This is a genomic window from Micromonospora sp. WMMC250 (assembly GCF_027460215.1).
Taxonomy (GTDB): Bacteria; Actinomycetota; Actinomycetes; order Mycobacteriales; family Micromonosporaceae; genus Micromonospora; species Micromonospora taraxaci.
Genome location: NZ_JAPZBJ010000002.1, coordinates 7,512,294 through 7,532,067, shown reverse-complemented (window position 1 = coordinate 7,532,067; position 19,774 = coordinate 7,512,294). Strand labels below are relative to the sequence as shown.

Annotated in this window: 19 protein-coding genes; 9 read left to right on the top strand and 10 right to left on the bottom strand. The window is 67.1% G+C overall.

Features of this window, described 5'->3' with window-relative positions; all coding sequences use genetic code 11:
- From O3438_RS34160 to O3438_RS34140, 5 genes are all read right to left on the bottom strand, one after another.
- A partial coding sequence (locus O3438_RS34160; protein WP_332367488.1) for an SCO6880 family protein occupies positions 1-918 on the bottom strand: 918 nt, incomplete at its 3' end.
- Positions 919-933: 15 nt separating this feature from the next.
- Positions 934-2,928, bottom strand: a complete 1,995-nt coding sequence (locus tag O3438_RS34155) for a hypothetical protein (RefSeq protein WP_269683345.1) — start codon at positions 2,926-2,928, stop codon at positions 934-936.
- A 5-nt stretch (positions 2,929-2,933) separates the two neighbouring features.
- On the bottom strand, positions 2,934-3,644 hold the full coding sequence (locus O3438_RS34150) for a hypothetical protein (RefSeq protein ID WP_269683344.1): 711 nt from the start codon (positions 3,642-3,644) through the stop codon (positions 2,934-2,936).
- 10 nt (positions 3,645-3,654) lie between these two features.
- Positions 3,655-4,014: a hypothetical protein gene (locus tag O3438_RS34145; RefSeq protein WP_269683343.1), complete on the bottom strand. Its 360-nt coding sequence runs from the start codon at positions 4,012-4,014 to the stop codon at positions 3,655-3,657.
- Positions 4,015-4,055: 41 nt separating this feature from the next.
- Positions 4,056-4,874, bottom strand: a complete 819-nt coding sequence (locus O3438_RS34140) for a MinD/ParA family ATP-binding protein (RefSeq protein ID WP_269683342.1) — start codon at positions 4,872-4,874, stop codon at positions 4,056-4,058.
- Positions 4,875-5,507: 633 nt separating this feature from the next.
- On the opposite strand from O3438_RS34140, the gene O3438_RS34135 reads away from it, so the two are divergent.
- Complete coding sequence (locus tag O3438_RS34135; protein WP_269683341.1) at positions 5,508-5,888, top strand: helix-turn-helix domain-containing protein; 381 nt, start codon at positions 5,508-5,510, stop codon at positions 5,886-5,888.
- A 1,109-nt stretch (positions 5,889-6,997) separates the two neighbouring features.
- On the opposite strand, the gene O3438_RS34130 is transcribed toward O3438_RS34135, so the two are convergent.
- The 4 genes from O3438_RS34130 to O3438_RS34115 form a co-directional block, all read right to left on the bottom strand.
- Positions 6,998-8,017, bottom strand: a complete 1,020-nt coding sequence (locus O3438_RS34130) for a tyrosine-type recombinase/integrase (protein ID WP_269683340.1) — start codon at positions 8,015-8,017, stop codon at positions 6,998-7,000.
- A complete protein-coding gene (locus tag O3438_RS34125; protein ID WP_269683339.1) occupies positions 8,010-8,336 on the bottom strand; it encodes an AbrB/MazE/SpoVT family DNA-binding domain-containing protein in 327 nt (108 codons plus the stop codon). Before O3438_RS34125 ends, O3438_RS34130 begins: the two co-directional genes overlap by 8 nt.
- A gap of 526 nt (positions 8,337-8,862) precedes the next feature.
- Positions 8,863-12,432: an NACHT and WD repeat domain-containing protein gene (locus tag O3438_RS34120; RefSeq protein ID WP_269677968.1), complete on the bottom strand. Its 3,570-nt coding sequence runs from the start codon at positions 12,430-12,432 to the stop codon at positions 8,863-8,865.
- A gap of 200 nt (positions 12,433-12,632) precedes the next feature.
- Positions 12,633-12,890 carry a hypothetical protein gene (locus O3438_RS34115; RefSeq protein WP_269677967.1) on the bottom strand — a complete coding sequence of 86 codons (258 nt, stop codon included), beginning with the start codon at positions 12,888-12,890 and terminating at the stop codon, positions 12,633-12,635.
- 409 nt (positions 12,891-13,299) lie between these two features.
- Between O3438_RS34115 and O3438_RS34110 the strand changes: the two genes are divergently transcribed.
- The 3 genes from O3438_RS34110 (at position 13,300) to O3438_RS34100 (ending at position 14,479) form a co-directional block, all read left to right on the top strand.
- Positions 13,300-13,572: a DUF6244 family protein gene (locus tag O3438_RS34110; protein WP_269677966.1), complete on the top strand. Its 273-nt coding sequence runs from the start codon at positions 13,300-13,302 to the stop codon at positions 13,570-13,572.
- Between the two features lie 140 nt (positions 13,573-13,712).
- Positions 13,713-14,069, top strand: coding sequence for a DddA-like double-stranded DNA deaminase toxin (locus O3438_RS34105; protein WP_269677965.1), 357 nt, complete (start codon positions 13,713-13,715; stop codon positions 14,067-14,069).
- Positions 14,066-14,479 carry an Imm1 family immunity protein gene (locus tag O3438_RS34100; RefSeq protein WP_269677964.1) on the top strand — a complete coding sequence of 138 codons (414 nt, stop codon included), beginning with the start codon at positions 14,066-14,068 and terminating at the stop codon, positions 14,477-14,479. The genes O3438_RS34105 and O3438_RS34100 overlap by 4 nt, the downstream gene beginning before the upstream one ends.
- A gap of 757 nt (positions 14,480-15,236) precedes the next feature.
- Here the strand turns inward: O3438_RS34100 and O3438_RS34095 are convergent.
- Positions 15,237-15,578 carry a hypothetical protein gene (locus O3438_RS34095; RefSeq protein WP_269677963.1) on the bottom strand — a complete coding sequence of 114 codons (342 nt, stop codon included), beginning with the start codon at positions 15,576-15,578 and terminating at the stop codon, positions 15,237-15,239.
- A 223-nt stretch (positions 15,579-15,801) separates the two neighbouring features.
- Here O3438_RS34095 and O3438_RS34090 point away from each other — a divergent pair, with 223 nt between their 5' ends.
- From O3438_RS34090 to O3438_RS34070, 5 genes are all read left to right on the top strand, one after another.
- Positions 15,802-16,467 carry a hypothetical protein gene (locus O3438_RS34090; protein WP_269677962.1) on the top strand — a complete coding sequence of 222 codons (666 nt, stop codon included), beginning with the start codon at positions 15,802-15,804 and terminating at the stop codon, positions 16,465-16,467.
- A gap of 276 nt (positions 16,468-16,743) precedes the next feature.
- Positions 16,744-17,235, top strand: coding sequence for a hypothetical protein (locus O3438_RS34085; RefSeq protein ID WP_269677961.1), 492 nt, complete (start codon positions 16,744-16,746; stop codon positions 17,233-17,235).
- Positions 17,236-17,477: 242 nt separating this feature from the next.
- On the top strand, positions 17,478-18,164 hold the full coding sequence (locus O3438_RS34080; RefSeq protein ID WP_269677960.1) for a DUF433 domain-containing protein: 687 nt from the start codon (positions 17,478-17,480) through the stop codon (positions 18,162-18,164).
- Between the two features lie 19 nt (positions 18,165-18,183).
- A complete protein-coding gene (locus O3438_RS34075; RefSeq protein ID WP_269677959.1) occupies positions 18,184-18,576 on the top strand; it encodes a hypothetical protein in 393 nt (130 codons plus the stop codon).
- Positions 18,577-18,700: 124 nt separating this feature from the next.
- Complete coding sequence (locus tag O3438_RS34070; RefSeq protein WP_269677958.1) at positions 18,701-19,741, top strand: ArsO family NAD(P)H-dependent flavin-containing monooxygenase; 1,041 nt, start codon at positions 18,701-18,703, stop codon at positions 19,739-19,741.
- Positions 19,742-19,774: the final 33 nt, after the last annotated feature.

Here is a 19,774-nt window from a genome sequence, read left to right as displayed (position 1 = left end):
GACGTGCGGTTGGTCCTGCGGGTCGAACTGGGTGCGCAGCACCGCCGCGTACCCCCTCGGGGTCAACCAGCCGCCGGTGTCAACACCTGACTCCCGCACGGAGGCGTCGATGCCGGCGAGTTTGTCCAGGATCACCGTGGCGATGGCCGCGTCGGTGCCGCCAGCGTCGGCGATCTCCGCCGACAGCCGCTTGAGGTCGAACACGACCGCCAGGTACACCTCGTGGCGCTGGGTGGACGGGGCCGCCGCCGCCGTCAGCTCCGCCAACGACTCATACGCCGGGCTGCTGGTGTCCACAGCCCGCTGGACGAGGTAACGCTGGGCCCGGTTGCCGGTGTCCGGGACCGCGCGGGCGGTCAGCGACCAGCGCACCAGGCCGCTGTCGGCGTACTCGGTTCCCAACAGGTTCAGCACGTCCGCCCACGAGGCCAGCCGCTGCTGCTGCACGGACGTGTCGGCGAGGACGAGGTTGCTGCCGGCGCAGATCAGCGCCGCGGTGACGGTGCCCTCACGGCGGTGGTGCAACAGCCCCACCTCGGTCAGCCCATCCGCAGCGAGAGCCGGCACCCACCGGTAGCCGGCGGCCGGGCCGGGCAAGTGCAGATGTTCAGCGCCCGGGGAGGCGGCGAACGCGCCGCCGCGGTAGCGGTCCTGTCGGGCCGCACGCTGCACCAGCGCCCCCACGACGATCGGCGTCCACTCGGTGACGCGCCGGCCGCGCAGCCGCAGCAGACCCACCGTGATCAACAGCAGGGACAGCAGCAGCATGCCGCCAGCTGCGTCCTGCCGGCCGACGGTGAGCAGGTTCGCGGCGATGACCAGGCAGATCACCCCGGCCACCGCCGTGCCGATCTGGCCCCAGCTGAAGCCCAGGACCGATCCGCGCGTGGACCGTGGCGGGAACTGAAAGTGCGTCACCGTGGCTCCTTCTCGCTAGACCGGGATGATGGGGACCTCGGCGGCGCCCCCCGCTGCCGCGCCCCCGGCGCGGCTTCCACCGGTGGCTTCCCCGCCGGCCGTGCCGCTGTTGTTCGGCTGACCACCGCTGCCGGATGCGTCGGCGTCCGGTGCGGTGCCCGGCCCGGCCCCACCGGGACCGCCAGGTGCGGCACCCCCAGCCGGGTCTCCGCCGCCAGCCCCGCCGCCGTGGCCGGGCAGGTGCTCCTGCATCGCACCGGGGGTCACGGGGAGGGATCCCTGTTCCCCCATCGCGTCCCCGGGCGTGGTCAGTTGTCCTCGGGCCATGTCGCCCTGCGCCGTGCGGGAGTCCTGCTCGATGCCATTGGCTTCTTGCCAGTTCTCGTCGCCGCCCTGGCCTTGGCCCTGTCCGGGTTCGTCGACCGGCTCACCGACCTTCCCGCTGCCCCCGCGGCCTTCGAGAGCGCCCACGGCATCCGGGATCGCACCGGCGCGGACCCCGGACAGGCCCGGCCCGGACGCGGGACTCGTGGGAATCGCGTCGGAGTTGCCCTGCATCAGCGACGTCGCATCGCCCTCACTCCCACCGCCGCTGAACGATTCGGTAAGCCGGCGGGCGGCGGCGTCCATCCCGACCGCACCCGCCGCCGAGGTCAGGAAACCTCGGGCGTCGACATCGGCGAGGTAGCCATCCCACATGCTCGTCAACCGCAGCAGAATCCACGGCGCGAGGACCATCAAGATGATGATGAACATGCCCCGCAGCACGTTCACGACGTTGTCGCTCTCGTACGTGGTGCGGGTTCCGTAGATCCACAGCGCGGCGATGAAGAACTTGCTGGCCGCGAGCGCGTTGCAGGTCCAGAACCACTTCCGCCCCCACGAACGGGTCTCGGCCATCACCTGCCCGGTCATCGCCATCGCCCCGAACAGGGCCGCGCCAGCGGCCAGCAGCGAGCGGAAGAGCAGCATCAGGAACACCAGCACCAGGCCGACGAAGCTGATCACCGCGACCACGAAGGCCAGTAACACGGTGCCGGTGTCCGCCGTCAGAGTGTTCAAGGCGTCAACCCACATGGACGGCTGCCAGTCGCGCTGTTGGTTGCGTTGAATCAGCGCGATGGTCGCCTCGTCCCACGCGGCCATCAACGTGAACGCGAGGCCACCGGCAAACGTAATGCCGAACATCGCGCGGACCAGCCCGCCGAGGCTCGACAAGGGCCCTGGGCCGCTGAGCCGCATGCCGTTGATCGCGGTGGACAGGATGAAGACCAGCAGCACCATGATGATCAGGACGCCGCTGATGTCGTTGTAGGTGTTGTAGAAGGGCTCATCGGCCACCGCGGAGCTCTGCTCGAACACGACTTCGGCCAGCTTGCTCAGCGCCCACGCGAACCCCGCGACGGCGATGTCCGCCAGGCCCTCGAAGCCCGACCGGGCGGCGTCCTTGACCTGCGTGCCGACTCGGCACGCCACGTCCAACGTCGGGCAGTCCTCTGCCGGGCGCAGCGACGAGTGCAGGAGCAGCGACGCGCGCAGCGCCTCACACCGTTTCTCCTTGGCAGTCCACCGGGCGGCGTTGTTCGGCTCCTCGCTCGCACGCTCGGCGAACCGCTCACACCGCACCGGCTGACGACCACCGGTCGGCAGGCGGTCGTCGAGGACGGAGTGCGTCCGGTCCGGCGGTGGAGTCTCGAGAGTCGCCGACACCGCATCGCAGCGTTCCTGATCAACCGCGCCGGTCGCCTTGCTGCACACCGTCACCCAGCCCGTGCCGGGCTGCCACTGCACCCACGGCAAACACCAGGCCACCTGCGGAACCGACTCGTCCAGTCCCCCGGGACGTGGCAGCTGCCCATTGGAGGCGGGGGCGGCACAGGGAGCGCTCGACGCCGACGGCTCTGGCGTCGGCGCCGCCGCTGCGGACCCCGGCATCACCAGGCCGCTCACAACGGTGGCAGCCACGGCGGCGGCACCGGCCCGGCGCAGCCAGCTCAGCAGAGGGCTCATGGCGGTCACACCGTTCCCGGCACCCATGACTGGGCGCTGAGCACCTCTAGCATCGGCTGGGTGTCGCGCGGTCCCCCATCACGCTGGGCACCGCGCATGTCCGGCGGCGGCACCGGCGTCGACCGCCGTGCGGCGCTCACCCGCCAGCGGCCCTGCTCCCAGCGGACGGTGACGCTCTGGACGTACCAGCCGCCGGCGAGTCCCGCCGGCGGCCCCGCGACGACCCCGTCGGTCACCGCGCCGCTGAGCACGCACAGCAGCACCCGCACCGGCACCTCACCGCCGTTCGGCACCACCGCGCCGAGGTCGTCGCCCGGCACCCACACCCGAGCGACGACGACCTGCGAGATCACCGCCCCGGTGCCCTGCTCCGAACCGACGCCGAGGATGTCGGCCACCGCTGGCGCGGACCCCGGGCTCGCGATCAGCCCGACGACCGCCTGCCGCTCCGCAGCCGGGCGGGCAGCGCCGGCGGCGGCCAGCGACGTCAGGTACGCCGCCGCCGCGTCACCCGCACCGCGCCGGGTGCCCGGGAAACCAACCGGCACCCCTTGCCGTAGCCGGCCGGCGTACTCCTCAGTCGTCACCTGCCGTGGGGCACTCGCGCGACCGGATGCGAAGGCACCCACCAACGCGATCAGGACAACCGCGACGACGGCCGCAACCGACCCGAACCCGCGCCGACCGGTGGCCGGCTTGAACGCTGACATCGACATCCGAGTCGCCTCAGATCTCGGTGAGCAGGAAGGAGATGATCGTCGTGGTGGAACCTATGACGATCGCTACCAAACCCGCCTTCCACATCATGCTTTTGCCGCGATCGGAGATGATGTGCGCGCCAAAGATCGGCCCGATACCGAACGCGATGGCTCCGGCCGCGAGGCCCGCGACCGCCGACACGACACCGAGGAACAGCGCGGCGTTCGCCAACGTATAGAACAAATCCGATCGCGGGACGGCTGCCGGGTCCGGATTGATCCGGTCGAAGTCGAAGCCGCTGCCTGACGGTTGCGGCGTCGGCGTAGGCCCCGGTGCCGCCAGCAACGCCGCCGCGTCGGGCGCTCGCACCGTCAACGCTGCTGCCATCCAATGCAGAATCATCACCGCGTTCCCCCCGTTTGGTGCCGTCAGTTAGACGGCGGACTACCTGCCGGCTGATCGAGGTCGACCGGGCACCGGTCGATCACCGCCGCGGCGATGTCGGTCAAAGCCGAGCGCGTCAGCTTGCTCAGCGACCGGGGATCCACCGGATCTGGGCGGGCAAGCACCGGGTCATAGGGCACCCGCACCAGATGGCCAGCCGCCTGTCGCGCCAGATGCTCGATCGCCCGTACCTCACGCGCAGTGGTGTGCGAGGTCGCCGTCACGACCACCACCGCCCCGTCCGCCACTTCGGTTAGGCCCACGGCCCGCAGGTGCGCCAGCAGGCGCATGGTGTGTTGCAACGAATCGACCGAGGCCCGCGCGACGAGCACCGGCACGGTCGCCCAGCCCAAGGCCCGCCACGTCGGCGTGTTGTCCGCCGCCGGCAGGTCCAGCAGCGCCAGGGCGTATACCTCCCGCAGATGCCCAACCAAGCCGAACATCTCCGACCACGTCGGAGGGCGCCGTTGCGCGGTCATCTTGCTTTCACCGACCAGGACCCGAAGCCCAGTCGGCCCCGTCTGCATCAGCGGCTCCGCCACCGCCGGTTCAGCAAGCCTCTCGGCCGCGAGTGTCGCGTCCCACACCGTCGCTGAACTGCCGCGAGGCGCGCGATGCCCCAGGCCACCCCACGCTCGGCCGGTGGCGTCCACTGCAACGATCGGGGCAGGGCTGGCAAATGCCAGGATCCCGCCGAGAGCCGCCGTGAGCGTCGAACGGCCAGTACCGCCGTCTGCCGAGGACACGCAGACCAGCGGGCAGCCGGCACGTAGCGCCGCCGCGCGCAGCCACAGGGTCTCCACTCGGCTACCCGCGCCAAACTCGCGGGGAATCTCCCGGGGTCCGGTCGCCGGGCTTTGTTCCCACCAGTGCCCAGCGTCCTCTCGGGCTTGCGCGGACTCTTTTGCAATCGAGGGCCGTGCTGGCGGGACGGGTGTAGCCCGTTCCGCCAGCTCCCCCCGCCCGCTGGCACCGGGAACCTCGGCAGAGGTTTCGGTGCCAGCGGGCCGGCCGGCCCGCCCGTTTGCTGCGTCCACGATCGCCTCCCCCAAGGCTTGTCGAACGGCACAGGCCAACGCCGGGCTTGCCCGACGCGGACCAGTCCCCCGTTACCGTCACGACCTGAACGTTGACCACACGAGCAGGCCAGCGGAGACCGCGTTGCCGCGCGGCTTCGCGACCCCCGCAGAACGAATCGGGGCCTCAGACCCCCTCCAACGAGGCCAACCGATGCGCTACCGTCTACCTGCATAGATTTGGTTTTGCAGCCATATCTATGTGGCTTCGGCACAGAGAGCTAAGCACACATCACGCGGAACTTCCACATATAGTTGGGATCCGACCACTTATAGTTGGAGTCTGGTGCCATGGGGGGACCAAGCGAGCGGCCACAACGTGGCACGAGCTCGGCGCTAGTCAGAGACAGGCTTCGAGAGTTGTACGCGCTCAAGCGCCCGGGTAAGGGGCCCTACACCGATGCCGAAGTAGCTCAGGCCCTCACCGCCAAGGGCCATCGCATCTCCGAGGAGACCGTACGGCGACTGCGGACTGCAGAGCACTCCAACCCGACGGCCTCAACGCTGACAGCGCTCGCCGAGTTCTTCGAGGTCAAACCAGGCCACTTTCTGGACCCCTCGGGGGACGACGCAGACGTACCCGACCCGAAGGTTCAGGTGATGATGCGCTCCATCCAAGACCTGTCGCCCGAGGGACGCGAGGGCATCGCCGCAATCATCCAAAACGTCTTGAGGATGGAGCAAGCCGCGCAGACCCCCCCTAAGCGGAAGCCAACGAAGCTTGATCCCAAGACCGAGTGACCCGCCCAAACCCCACTGAGGACTAGCAGGCGGACGTACGCCACAGTCGCCGCACTACGCGCCGGCGGCAACAGCCAGGCGAGACGCGTACTGGTTTCCGCTATCCACAACGGGTCGAACTAACTGGACCAACCGACTCGCCCCGCAGCCACAATCTGGCACCGGCAAGCCCGCACCCTCTGTACCGCGACGACTCACCGCGCGCCCGCGGTGACTTCGGGCTGCGCGTGTGCAGTTGCCACCCTGCCCGAATCACGAACCGAACCAGCCAATGGTGGCCGCATCTCCACGTACGCCAAAGCCGCAGGTCACCGTCGCCGCCAACACCTCGACAGCGCATGACGAGCAGGTTCATGCCTGGCCAGAGCCCAGGTTCGTCGCTAGCGTCACGAGGCTCCGATGCCAGACGGCGTCAAGAGCTACCGGTGAATACCACGGCCGGAAGGGGCGTATCGCATGGTAGATCGATGGGCCGTAGAGCGTGCGGTTCGAGACGCTGACTGTTGCCTCAGTCCTTCCGGGCGCCACCTTATCCTGACGCTCTTGACCTGGACCGATACGGCAACTGCGGTGATCCCTCCACAATTCACGCCGAGCTTGACCGACCTGGAACATGCCACAGGTTTGGCCCGCTCCACCATCGGCGTCTGGCTGAACCGACTTGAGAAGTTGGGCTGGGTCATCCGGTTCAGGCCGAAAGTGGAAGACGCCCGCCGCAAAAAGGCGCGGACCGCCTATCGCCTTCGAGTTCCGACGGGCTCAGGGGTTGGTACGGCCACAGGACCACGGCTAGTCCGACAGCCGGACGCATCTAGTACGGCTGTCGGACTGGATCCAAACAACAAACATCGTCCCACCGCGCGAGGCTCATCGAACACCCGCCCAAGTCACTCCTACACCCCGGGAGCCAATGGCTACTGCTCTTATCCCGATTGCGGTAAGTCCGCGCCGCTTCATTGAGTTAGATGAACCGGCCGTTCGGAACACCACCAGGGCGGGGTTTAATGACAGGATGCCCAATTAACTACTGGGCCCCTACTTGCACTTCCATACCGCCGACAGATCCCGCGGTGGGGTCCGGCCCCGCAAGGCCGGGCCCCACCGGATGACTAGACTAGAGGGTGTGGCTCGTTGGTAAGCGCCGACAGGGCAGCGGCGATTTCCGGCAATGAAGCTCTCACATAGGTGGTTGTCGTGCCGGCGTCACCGCCACCCTCTGAATGGCCGGCGTAGGCTCTCGCGATAGCGTAGCCAAAGTTCCTTTCCACCCAGGTCAAAGTAGTGTGACGTAACCAGTGGGTGCTGATCTGTTGCACGTAGACCCACGGCAGGTGCTCGCCGATGCGTACCCACAGATGGTCGTAGCGCCGGTACGTGATGGGCTCACCGTCCCGATAGCGCAGCAACTGTCCCGCCTCCGTCGCGCCCCGCTCCTCAGCATGCCGCTGCAGGTATCTCATCAGCGTCGGGGAAACTGGTTGCCAACGTACCGAATCGCCCTTCTCTCGGAGCAGAATCAGACACTGATCCGGATCAAGGTCAACCGGACGGAGCGCCAAAGCTCCACCGCGCCGACACGCCGTTTCGGTGTGCAACCGCAAGAGCAAGGTGTCGAGAGCCGGGTCGTTACCCGTGCTGGCCGCGACCTCATTGATCTCGGCCAGTCGCGTGTCCGCCACCGCTCGCCGCGTGCTTGGCAAACGTCGCGGCTTCGCCACCTTTAGCGCAGGGTTGTCGGATGCTGCAATGAAACCGTCGGCGACTGCTCTCTTGTAGAGACACCGCAAGGCGGCAATCAGATGCTCCGCCGCGCTTCGGCCTCCACGTGCATTTCGCCGGGCCACAACGTGCGTCTTGACGTACTCCGCCAACTTCTCAATCTCCGAAGGCGTGGGCTCGTCCAGCCTGCATTCTCCCCAGTGCTCCACCACGCGGTTCCAGTAGGAGCCATAGGCACGCCGCGTACCCGCCGACACCGCAGCCGCCACCACGGGAACGTATTCGGCGAAGGTCGGCGACGGAGGCCGAACCACGGCAGCGTCCAAAAGGTCGGCAGGCGAGATGCCCATCCGAGCAAGAAGGAGCCGAGCCGCTGCCACCTCAGCTTGGCTCGCCGATGCGTCACTCACGCTCGCCCCCGAAGACCGCATCGTGAGCCTGCCCGATCATCTCGTCGATCTTTGCCGGCGGATGAACCACCAGGCGGTTGCTGGCTGATTCAGCCACGATGAGTACGCGGTCGCCGGCGGCGAGGCCGCACCATTGACGGACCACTGCCGGCAGTCGGACGTGGCCTTCCTTCGTCACCTTAAAGACGCCTTGCTTGTCAGCTGATACGACAATCAGCCCTCGACGCTCCCGAATGCTCAGTCGCAATCCGGGGGTCCACTGGAGTTCCTTCATCGCGCACCGGTCGGCGATCCGACCACGCGAGTCGAGCGTCGCCACACCGTAGACAGCCGCACTGCTTCGGGTGGCGGCAAGACTCGGAAGTGGTAGCGGAGGACGCCTCATGGCCGCCGCAGGGGCGCCATGAGCAACGCGCACGCCAGACGCTAGACCCGGCAGAACAACGGCGGGAATCACTGACGAGCCGCCGCCCGTCATCGCGGAGCTCGCCCGCCGCTGGTCACTGGGAGTAGCCCCAGACGCGGCATCGGATGGGTTTCGGCGGTGGTCAAGCATCCTTGACCACCGCTACGTCTACGTCGCACATATGAGACGTACTGGTGTCCGAGGGGGGATTCGAACTCTTGTACGCATCATATGAGCACCATTTCAGGGTGCACATGCTCATAGATTACGGTACGGCCAGGGTTGACTCAAGCCGGCGCGCTCATCACCTTCCGCAACCATGCATAGCAGTTCGGGCGCATCGGTCTCTGCTTGTCTGGCGCCTCGCTCTATCATCGAGTGGCAGGTTTGAACGCGTGGCCATCAAGCTAAAGTCGACCCGCTCGCGTCCCGGCGAGTCTCAGTCGGTCGACGCTGACGGCAGCCCGTATCGCTCGCGTTCTTCGGCAGTCAGCGCTCGCGGTTCTCGGTCTTCGACCGAGCGGTTCGCGTGGTCACCGCATACGTCCCAGCTTAGGATCCTGCCGTCGTTGTAGGTGACAATGAGGGTGTCTTGCCAGGACAGGCTGCTAACAATCCCGTCTGGCGTGTCGAGCACGCCGAGGGACCGCCCGTCTTGGGTGTACCAGATGTAGAGCGTGTCATCGTCGCTGATGGATGCGAGCAGGTTTCCGTCGGGTGACCAGCTAAGTTGACGGACGGCACCTGTGTGGCCGACACAACGCATGCTTATGTCCCGCTGCACCACGTTCCAGATCTCGATCTGGTTGCCGACGGCGGCAGCGAGTCCGGTGGAGTCTTTCGACCAGGCCAGGGCCGCTACCTCGCCTTCCCCGTCGGTTTGCCACTGATGGGCGAGGGTGTAGTTATCTCCTCGCCATAGGCTCACGCTGTGTTCGCTGACGACCGCCGCTATAAGGCCTGAGTCTGGGGACCATGCAAGCGTTCCCCCGCTTTCTTCGCCTCCGTCGAGAACTGCTAGGCGCTGCGCTTTAGTCACGTCCCACACCGAGAGGGCGGGTAGCGTTCTGCCGAAGAAGCAATGCGTATGGACGGCCAGCCGTGAGCCGTCGCCGGACCAGGCTAGTCCGTAAACCCACGGTAATGGCGTCGATGTCGTTGTGTGTTTCGGGATTGGTCGTGGACGAGCACCCCACTGTGCTCGCAGGACACCGGATCGCGCGTCCCACACCGTGACCTGTTCTTGCATGGCGGTGGCGACCAGGTCACCTAGCGGCGAGTACGCGATCGACATGCAGTCGTCGTCTCCGAGCCTCAACGAGAGCGTCGCCTCGTCCGTTTCGATGATCTCCGGCGTCGTTCCCGTCCGCTTTACGGCGGCTCGTTTGTGCTCCGGCGACCATGACACTTCTCGCAGGCTACCGGTGGGCAGGCGGCGAAAGCTTCGGCCGACAACATCCCAGACCTCCACCTTGTGGAATGAGCTTCCCAGGCCGATTCGCTTGCCATCGGAGGACCAAGCGATCGTGCTGATTTGGTGAGGACGTGCCCGCCGCTCGACTGTCCGTCCCGTGGCGACGTCGATCACCGCCACGCGGTGTTGGTGTCGTGTTCGACGCACGGCGTAGGCGATGACATCCTCGACGGGCGACCACGCCATTGCTTCGGCCAAGCCGGGAGGCACGCTTTCGGCGGCTTGGCCGGTATCGGTGTCGTAGATCCACAGAGTGCGGCGTTCCCGTGCGAGGGTCGCAGAGCGGCGCATTGAGAACGCCGGAGCGGCTGAGACCGCGAGGCGAATTCCGTCGGGCGCCCAGCACAACACCGGGTCTGACCACGCTACCTTCTGTCGCAGGACCTCCGACGTCTGCTCGCCGATGCTGATCACGAGCAGCAGATCATCTGAGGCGATGGCCAGCCGGTCACCTTGAGGGGACCATGCCGTGGCGTGAACACTTGTGGCTGGGACGCTCGTAACCAACCCTGGTACGTCATCATCTAAGCGATAGACGTCAACGGCTCGGTAGTCGAACGTTCCCGCGAAGCAGACGTCACCGCCCCACGAGACCGAGTCGAACGATGTCAGGAGACTCCCTCTTCGCCTGCCCAGGTTGCGGCCGTCCGCGACGCGCCACAGCATGACGCCTCGATCGTGCTCGGTCAGGGCATGGGTTCCGGTGGCACTGAGCAGGGTGTGACCGCACGCATCTGAGTCAGTGGCGAAGGCGACCCCGGTAAGGCGGCCGGTGTCGTCCCAGGTGCAGACGCGGCCCATCTTGTCGGCGGTGCGCAGTCCTTGGTTGTCGGGCAGCCAGACCGCGGAGGTGATGCCGGTGGTGTGTCCAATGGAGAGGTGCCTTGTTCGCGGTGTGGCGGTCAGGGCCCATCGCGTCATCGTCGCCGCAGGGGTGGGTGGCAACTCGTGTAGCGCGGTGTGGGCGAGCGTCACGGCTAGTTCGTGGTCCTGTCGACGCACCTGTTGCGCGAACTCCGCAACGCGCTCGGACTGTCGGGCGCGAGCCTGGTGATCGGTCTCTCGAGAGGCGTCGAGTAGCTGGCGGGCTGCGGTGGAGAGAGTCGCCTCGGCTGCCAGCGCCAGGGCATCAGCGAGCGTTTGGCCGCGTAAGAGGTCGTCTGTCTGTGGGTTCGCTTGCCATGCTGCCGCGCGGTGTTCGAGCCGGGTGATGCGGTGCAGGCGCTCCTCATTGGCGCTGATCAGAGCGGCGAGTCGTAGCCACTGGCGGAACAGTGCGTCGTGGGTCAATTCAAGGCAAGTGCCGTCCTCGACATCGGTGATCAGACGGGCTGCCCTGAACTCTTCAAGGATGTGGGCGGCGGTGGTATCGAGGTCGGCTCGGCGGATCATCCGTCGTACGGTTTCCTTGCCTTCCATAGCGATGCCGTGCAGCAGAGCAGAGTCGACGGTGTGTTGGGGGTAGCGCGCGGTGAGGGATTCGTAGATCTGCTCGGCGTGAGCTGCGATGGCACCACCCACCTCCCCGGCCTGTTCGTACTGGGCCACCGTGACGTGTTGGCGGTCGGACTGTAGGTGCAGGCGTTGTAGCAGGTGGCTGAGCAGGGGAAGCGCGTCACCGACCGTGGCGTCGGCGGTCATGCGGTCGATGAGGTCGTCCTCGAACGTGAGTCCAGCAGCCCGGGCAGGCCCCGCGATGGCCTGTCGAATGCGGGCCGGGTCCAGCAGGCCGATGGCCACCGGCCGGGTGATGAAGCCGGCCTGCTGATCGGTGAGCCGGCGGCGGAACTCGGGCCAGATCGCCACCAGTATGCGAAGTTCCGGCAGCACCGTAAGCGTCCGGGTCAGCAGGCTCCACCACTGGGCTCGATCTTGCCCGTCGGTCATCGTGTACAGGTCTTCGGCTTGATCGACAACGAGCAATACGGGGCCGCGTGCGGCGGCGAGGAAGCTTGGCACAACCTGGAGTGGGGCTTCCGGGGAGGCGGCTTCTTCGCGCAACAGTCGCGCCGTCTGCAGCACAGCGGTCGGGCCAGCCGCCAATGCAGCGGCGAGGCTCATGAACGGATCGGCAGCCGGGCGAAGCGGACCCACCACAGTCCACCGCCGTGGTAGTCGAGCGATGACGCCCGCGCGGATCAGCGATGACTTGCCCACTCCCGACGGACCGACGATAGCGACGATCCGCGTCGCTGGCGCCGACCCCGAGCGCTCCAGCCGGTGCAGCACGTCGCTTGCCTCGCGGTCGCGGCCAAAGAACACACCCGCCCGCTCCCCCGTGAACGGCGCGAGGCCAGGGTACGGGCTTTCCGCGCTCCGCCACGTGACCGCCGTCCGGCGGTGCAGGAAGTACCGCCAGCCGAGCCACAGGACAACGCAAAGCGGAAGCCACAGGTAGGCGTAGTCAAGGACAAGCCGCCACGGCCCATGCCAGCTATCCGTGCGCGCCGTCACGATGTTGATAGCCAGACCGACGGCGATCGTGCCCAGCAGGGCACCGGACTCGCGACGGTACTCCCCTGGCGCTCGCCCCACCTGATCATCGCACTACGAGAAGGTGATGCTCGCCAGAGCGTGACGGATAGCCGACAGAGACACCAGCGTGGCCGGGACTGGACTCAGACCCTGACCTGACTAAACCCCGGAGTTCGATCAGCGGCACTGCGACCAATGGTTCACAGTGTGACGTGCTGCTCTCCATGCGGCTGACCGAATCACCCACCGTCGCAGCTTCCTCATGACGTGATGAGGTGCCACGGCTTGCCGAGGGCGACACGACGGAAGGCGTCGATCTCGCGTAGGTGGGCGTCGTGGACGTACGGGACGAGAGCGGCCTTGCTGGCGTGCAGGCAGGCGCGGTATCCAATTTCGTGCAGCGGGTGTCCGTCGGGCGGTGCGGGGCTCTCGGGATCCCAGCCGACGATGGCGCAGATGCTCTGCGCGGTGCGTCGGGCGTGGGGACGGGCGATGGCCCAGGCCGGCTCGGGGTACATACCGCGCAGGCTCCATAGGTCGCTGCGGTCAGGGATGGTGGGAATCTGCTCGTGGTCGGTGGTGGTGCCGGCCAGCTTGTCGAGCCGGTTGCGCAGGCTCTCGCGACGCCCGGCGATCGCGATGTTGTCCGTCAGGGCCGACTCGGTGAGCCACGAGACCGCGTCATTGTGCTCGGACGGGCCGAGCCCGGCAGCGGCGACGGCCTGCGCCGCGGCGGCGTCGAAGTCCTGCCAGAACTCGTGCGAGCCGACGCCACACGGCCACCAGTCGAGATAGGTGTCCTGGTCGGTGATCGGCTGCCGCCCACGCCTCTCGCGCTAGGAGTGCCCGCCTGATCCGCCACGGTGGTCGTCGAGTGGAATCATGGCAGGAACCTGCGCACGTCTATGTTCTGGCACAGTGATTGGGGTGAGTGCGGCAGAGTTGATCAGTCGGCTTCTTCAAGCCAAAGCGCATCTTGACCAGGCTCGGGAACTGATGCGAGCTGCCGGCTCCGAGCTTCACCAAGCACGGGCGTTGATCCGAGCGGCGCTGCAGGGCGCCGCCGATCACAGCACTGCCACGATGGTGGACCGCAGCTCACAGCAGCTCGATGGAGCGGGCATAACGGTCGGTCAGTCAGCGGACAAGGTCGAGGAGATCCTCACGCGGGTGCGTGGGCTCGGCGGTCTGGGAAACTGACCGCGGGTGGCGGCGGAAACCGCCGACCACCCGCACCTGCGGACCCACCGCAGGCAGTCCTTCGGGCGGCCGCAAGTCTGACACGTCGCAGCGAACCGCAGGACAAGACCGAGGCGTTCCTCCTCGCCGACGGGGCGATCATGCGCGATCCTGACTTCTCCGCGGAGCCAGACGGCCGGCTGCGCAGCCGGCAGATCCGGGTGGGCAGGCTTCCCGCCGCCGGAGTGGGACTCAAACCGCCGCTGGCTCAGGCCATCGTGATGGACCACGCCGAGGCGCAGGCCGCCGCCATGCTGCGTCGTGCCGGCAGCCCATCAAGGGCCACGCTCGTGCTCAATCACACCCCCTGCAACGATCCGATCAGACCCCTGGTCTGCGAAAAGATCCTCGCCGCGATCCTGCCGCACGGAACACGCCTGACGGTGTTCCTCACCGACGGCGACCGGACATGGCTCCATAAGCTATACGTCGGAACAGGAGAAGGGATCCGGCGATGAGCATCGACATCACCTGGGGACGCGGCGACGGTGCCGCGTCGGTCAGCACCGTCGCCGACCTCGACGCCACACTGGACACGATCGGCCGCGCCCACGCCGAGCAGCTGCCCTATTGCGTCACCCTCATCGCCCCAGGCGGAGGCGAGTTTCCCGTGATGCTCGACATCTGCGTCGGGCACCCTGAACGGTCGTTCGTCTATCACGTCGCTGCCGACGGCAGCAGCGCTTGGGGATACCAGCCAGACCTCGAACCCGGGCCCACGTTCACCTTCGACTACGCCGGCACACCCACCGACGCGTGGCCCGAACGCACCCGCGTCACCAACACGACCGCGCGGCAAGCGGCACGACAGTTCCTCACCAGCGGCGGGCAACGACCCGATGCGCTGGCCTGGGAAGCCGTCGACTAGCTTCGAGCGTGGACGGCTCACAAGGCAGGTGCCACGACCGAGGTGGCGCTTGATTCGAGGGGCCTCGCCGCGCGCGGTGACCACGGAGCCTCCCACCCGCAGCGCCGCACACGGCCACTGCCCCTTAGTCACCCTAGGTGGGACGGCACACGTTGCCTGCGACCAGCCGTTGTCTATGTGACTGAGGAAGCAGCGGAGGACCTCACCGAGGACGAGCGGCACGGCAATCTCGACGTCGGCCTTGAGTTTCGCGACGCGGAGGCCGGCGGTGGTTACGCGACAGGCAGCGTTACCTCCATGATCTGTTGGACGCGCCTCGATAACCTTCGCACGTGGATCCTGCTATTGCCGCGGCCTGGTCCGGTGTCCTCGTCGCTTTCCTGGCAACCGCGGTCGCCTATTACCAGGCCCGACTGAATCGCCGGGCCATCGCCGCAGCCGAACGACAGGCGGCGGTCGCCGAAGCGGCTCTCCCGCCACCGCCACCGCCGGTTGGTTGGGAGGTACGACCAGCAGGTGCCGATGGGCACTGGGCGATCGTGAACATCGGAACCGAGGTAGCCCACAGCGTCGAGTTCGATCCAGATCGGTCTAAGAGTGTGCTCCGCCTCGACAGTCGAGCGCACCCTGTCCGGCCCGGTGCCTCCATCCCGATCAAATCGGTTGCGACCTGGGGCGCCCCGTCGATCCGTGAGATTTGGTTGCGGTGGGAGGGACACCCTGACTGGACAGCCGTGCCCGTACCGCCTGGATGGCACTAGATCGTCGGTGGTGAATTACTCACGAGGCGGCCGTCGCCCCGTGAGATGGACTGATCGATAATTTCTCGTTTCTGGTGCATGACCTCCTCTCGGGATCGGCCGGTCAGCGACACGATCCGCTGCACTAGGGCGTTGATCAGTACGGCTGTGCCTCCGACGAGCGGGGAAGCGTCGACGGTCGCGGTGTCCGTCGCGTCGTCGAAGGTGGCCGTGACACAGCCCATCTCGCCGAGGCGCGCGACGGCCAGATCCAACACCTCGCCGGCGTCGTCATCCGGCCGCGAACTGTCGAAGGTGGCGACGGCGTCGAGCAAGACGTGAGCGGCGAGCCGGCCCACTCCGGTGTCGCTGTTCGTCCTCGGCCGAGAATGCCATAACTGGCGGTGCTCCTGGATGTTCGACGTACCGTTCAACCGCTGCGGCAGACGGGCACGGGCCGTTCTGGTAGAGGCACCACCTCGCTGCTGACGGCGTCACCACCACGCAGAGACCCTCCGCGCATTGCTGTCGTCGAGCTGACAGCAGCGCAAGAATCGGAGCAGGTCAAGGCAAGATGCCCAGGTGGAGGCCCGATCTCTAAATCGCTACGCGGCCGCTGCCGCCATCGTGCTCAGCAGTGCTGCCGTCATGATCAGTTTGGTTGCCATGGTCGCTGTAACGGCGACCTACACGGCGCCGAGCGACCGAGAGCAGCCCAAGATTACCGACTGGATGCAGGCGTGGGGCAGCATCGCCGCCGTGTTCGCCGGACTGCTGGCCGCTGCTGCTGCGGGCGCGGTGTTGAGGCAAGAACGGAAACGCAATGAGGAAGCGCGCCTGCAGCGCATTGAGGATCGACAGGAGGCTGGGCTCGCCGAAGCGAGCGCCGTCATCTACAGCCGGCTGCTCTTCGATCGCGGAGGACGAGGGCTCAGCGGCGTCCAGCTCGACGTGCAGAACTTCGGCCAGCGAGCGGTGATCGATCTGGACGTGGTGATCATGCTGCGCGACGGCCGCGAGTTAGTGCTTGATCGCGTACCGGTGGTGCCCCCCGGGGGTGTAAGCGTAAAAGTCGAAGACCGGAGGCTGGCCGAGGATCCACCCATCCCGTTCGCACTGGAAGACGGCACCGCGAAGGCGCTCCTGCATTTCGCCGACTTGGAAGGCACCAGGTGGAAGAGGTACGGCAAGGGGAAGCCCTTCCGCCTGCCACGAACGATGGGCGCTACCACCGGGAGCACGACCTGACCCAGCACCGCGGCGCGGCCCGGCAGGATCGCGCATGGCGGGATCATCTCGCGTCTTGGGCGTATCCGCCGCGGCCGGTCGGCCAGGGGCCGTTCTGCCGGCGGCGGCATTCCTCAAGCGGACAGGTGCAGCCGGTGGGCCAACTTGCCGATATGGGCCGTGGATTACGGCGATGGCTGCGGGTCGCTGTCCTCGATGGTCATACCCTCGCGGCGCGTACCTGCCGGGCGGTCACGGTCCGAACCTGGTCGGTTGCCTGCTGTAGATTGCACTGTCGTGCTTCTCCTGGCAGCGAACCCGGAACCCGTCGCGCAGCCCACCTTTTGGGAGAACCTCGTCTGCATCCTGTTCTGCTCGGCGGCTCTCTTTCTGTACGTGTGCTACTACTTCGGCTTCAAGATCGACGCTCAGTGCCTCGTCCTGACCAAGACCACCAGGAAGCCCTGCACCAAGGACGGCAAGATTCTCGTCGGCTGCCGACAACACAAGCGACAAAAGTTGGTGGCGTGGGTTCGCCACCTCGGTGCGGCTGGCTGGCTCGATCCGTGGCTCTACCGGTTGCACATCGTCCCGCCAGCGTTCGCGCCCCCGCCGCTGCAACCAGCGCCGGCAGTTGCTCACAGCGTCGCGCCACTAGTGGTACCCGAGACGCCCAGCAAACGCATGACGTTCGAAGCTCGGATCGCGCTGTGCGCGTTGACCCTCGCCGTCCTCCAGACGATCACAGCCCTCCTCGCCCTCGCCGTCGACCTCGCCTCTGGCACGTGAAGTCGATTCAATTTCCGATAGCTTCCTCGCACTCGCCGAGTGCTCCGCCTTGCCTGAGCGAGGAAGAGCGGTGGCCCGCCAGTTCTGCCAGAGGTTGATCGACGCACGCTCCTGCGCGGGCTCACCCAGTCGCCACTGGCCGCTACTGGGACCGCAGATGGCGCGCGTGCCGCGAAGAGCGCGTCATCCCTACGTTGGTGCGCTCCCCACCCCGCGTATGTAATGCTGCTGACGGCGAATCCATGACGCAAAAAAAGGGGGGAGAAATGGGCGATGTCCGTTTTACGGAAGGAATCCTCAATCTCGCCCAAGCCGGGCGTCACCTTCGGGTCCCGCGACAGACTTTTCACCGGTGGGCGCGTGGCTACCAACGCGGCGGTCCCCTGCTGCACGTCGCCGATGGCCGGCCAGACGTCCTGCCGGTCACGTTCATCGCTTTAGCCGAGGCACACGTGCTGGAGGCGCTGCGCAACGCAGGCGTGCGTCCGCAGAAGATCCGCCCAGCGCTGACCGAACTCCAGCGGCAGTTCGGCCGTGAGTACGTCCTCATCGCACCCGAGCTGGCCACTGACGGCATCGACGTGCTGTGGGACTTCAGCAAAACCCGCTCGGGCGAAGGGCTGATCGTCGGTGGCACCAACCAGCATGTGATCAAGGAGATCGTGGCCGATCACATGGAGTACATCGCCTTCGACCACGATGGGATCCCCGAGCAGCTGACGCTGTCCAACTGGCAGCCAGCCAAGGTGGTCGTCAACATGCGGCGGTCCTTCGGGCAGCCGATTTTCGCTGCGACGGGAACCCGGGTGGCGGACGTCGCCGGCATGATGAAGGCGGGTGAGAGCGCTGAAACAGTCGCGGACGAGTTCGGAATCGACATCCACGACGCCCGAGCCGCCGCACGCGTCCTCCTGGGCCGCGCCGCCTGAGTTCTACATCGACGAGAACATGCACGGCCGGTCGCTGCGCCGGTGCATTACCGACCTCGGCTACCAGGTGCACAGCCCCGCGTCCGTCTTCACCCGGGAACGGTTGGAGCAGGGTGTCAGGGACGAGGACTGGCTGCCGGTGATCGGCGAGAAGGGCTGGGTGGTGTTCGGCCGCGACCAGTACATCCTCAAGCGGGACCTGGAGCTGCAAGCCTTCCTCAAGGCCAAGGTGCACATGTTCCTGTTTCCCGGTGATGCCGCCCGGGACCACATCATCGAGCTGGTGCGGTTGAACCTGGCCCGGATCTGCGCGCTGGCGTCGGCCCGCCAGCCGAACGTCTACTGGCTCAGGCGTGACGGCGTGACGAGCTACGAACAGCGCTTAGCCGAGATTCACCGCCGCCGCCCATAGATGCCGCGTCGCAGGAGGTAGCGGCTTTCGCCGTACGACACCTTCGTCGCTTCTCGGGCGGGGGGACTTTCGCGCCCACTCGGGTCGTGTCGGCATGATGATCTGTAGCGCGAGGAGGTAGGGAGTGTCCGGGTCGTGTGAGGTGGTGGTCGTCGGGGGCGGGCAGGCCGGTCTGGCGGCGGGCTATTACCTGCGCCGCGCTGGCCTGGATCACGTCATCCTCGATGCCCAGTCGCAGCCGGGTGGCGCGTGGCGGCATGGTTGGGACTCGTTGAGGTTGTTCTCCCCGGCGCTGTACAGTCCGCTTCCGGGGTGGGGTATGCCTGGCCAGGACGGTGAGGACTTCCCGAGCGCCGGGCACGTCGTGGACTATCTGCGGGCCTACGAGCAGCGCTACGACCTCGCGGTGCGCCGGCCGGTCCGCGTGCGGGAGGTGCGTCCGACGGGTGCGCACCTGCAGGTGCAGACCAACGCTGGAGTGTGGTCGGCCCGGTACGTCATCTCCGCGACCGGGACGTGGCAGTGCCCGTACCTGCCGGACGTTCCGGGCCGCGAGGAGTTCACTGGCCGGCAGCTGCACACCGTCGATTACGCCTCGCCGGCGGAGTTCCGTGGGCAGCGGGTCGTGATCGTCGGTGGGGGCAATTCCGGGGCGCAGATCCTGGCCGATGTGTCACAGGTCGCCGAGTTCACGTGGGTCACTCGGCGTCCGCCGCGGTTCATGCCAGATGACGTGGACGGTCGGGTGCTGTTCGATGTGGCCGCCCGGAAGGCCTCCGGCGCTGGGGGCGGGGTGAGCGAGTTGGGGGACATCGTGATGGTGCCCAGCGTCCGCGACGCCCGCGAGCGCGGCGTGCTGCACGCCCGTCCGATGATCGCCCGGTTGAGCGCGCACGGCGTGTGCTGGGCCGATGGCAGCGAGCAGCCGTGTGACGCGGTCATCTGGTGCACCGGGTTCCGGCCGGACCTCGCCCACCTCGCGCCGCTGCTGCCCGGGTGGCGCCACGGCACTGCGCCCACCGACGGTACGAGGTCGACGGAGGAGCCCCGCCTCTACCTGCTGGGCTACGGGGACTGGACGGGGTCGGCGTCGGCGACGTTGGTGGGTGCGGGGCGCACGGCCAAGGCCACGGTCGCTGACATCAGCGCCCGACTCGCCGGGTAGCCCGTGGGACGATTCCGCCGCCGGCGCGGCCCG

Coding starts and splice junctions, on each gene's coding strand:
- O3438_RS34115 (WP_269677967.1), bottom strand. CDS start 12,890: ATGTACCCCGAGCCGGCCTGGGCCATCGCCCGTCCCCACGCCCGACGC.
- O3438_RS34080 (WP_269677960.1), top strand. CDS start 17,478: ATGACGCAAAAAAAGGGGGGAGAAATGGGCGATGTCCGTTTTACGGAA.
- O3438_RS34155 (WP_269683345.1), bottom strand. CDS start 2,928: ATGAGCCCTCTGCTGAGCTGGCTGCGCCGGGCCGGTGCCGCCGCCGTG.
- O3438_RS34105 (WP_269677965.1), top strand. CDS start 13,713: ATGCGCGATCCTGACTTCTCCGCGGAGCCAGACGGCCGGCTGCGCAGC.
- O3438_RS34075 (WP_269677959.1), top strand. CDS start 18,184: ATGCACGGCCGGTCGCTGCGCCGGTGCATTACCGACCTCGGCTACCAG.
- O3438_RS34150 (WP_269683344.1), bottom strand. CDS start 3,644: ATGTCGATGTCAGCGTTCAAGCCGGCCACCGGTCGGCGCGGGTTCGGG.
- O3438_RS34145 (WP_269683343.1), bottom strand. CDS start 4,014: ATGGCAGCAGCGTTGACGGTGCGAGCGCCCGACGCGGCGGCGTTGCTG.
- O3438_RS34100 (WP_269677964.1), top strand. CDS start 14,066: ATGAGCATCGACATCACCTGGGGACGCGGCGACGGTGCCGCGTCGGTC.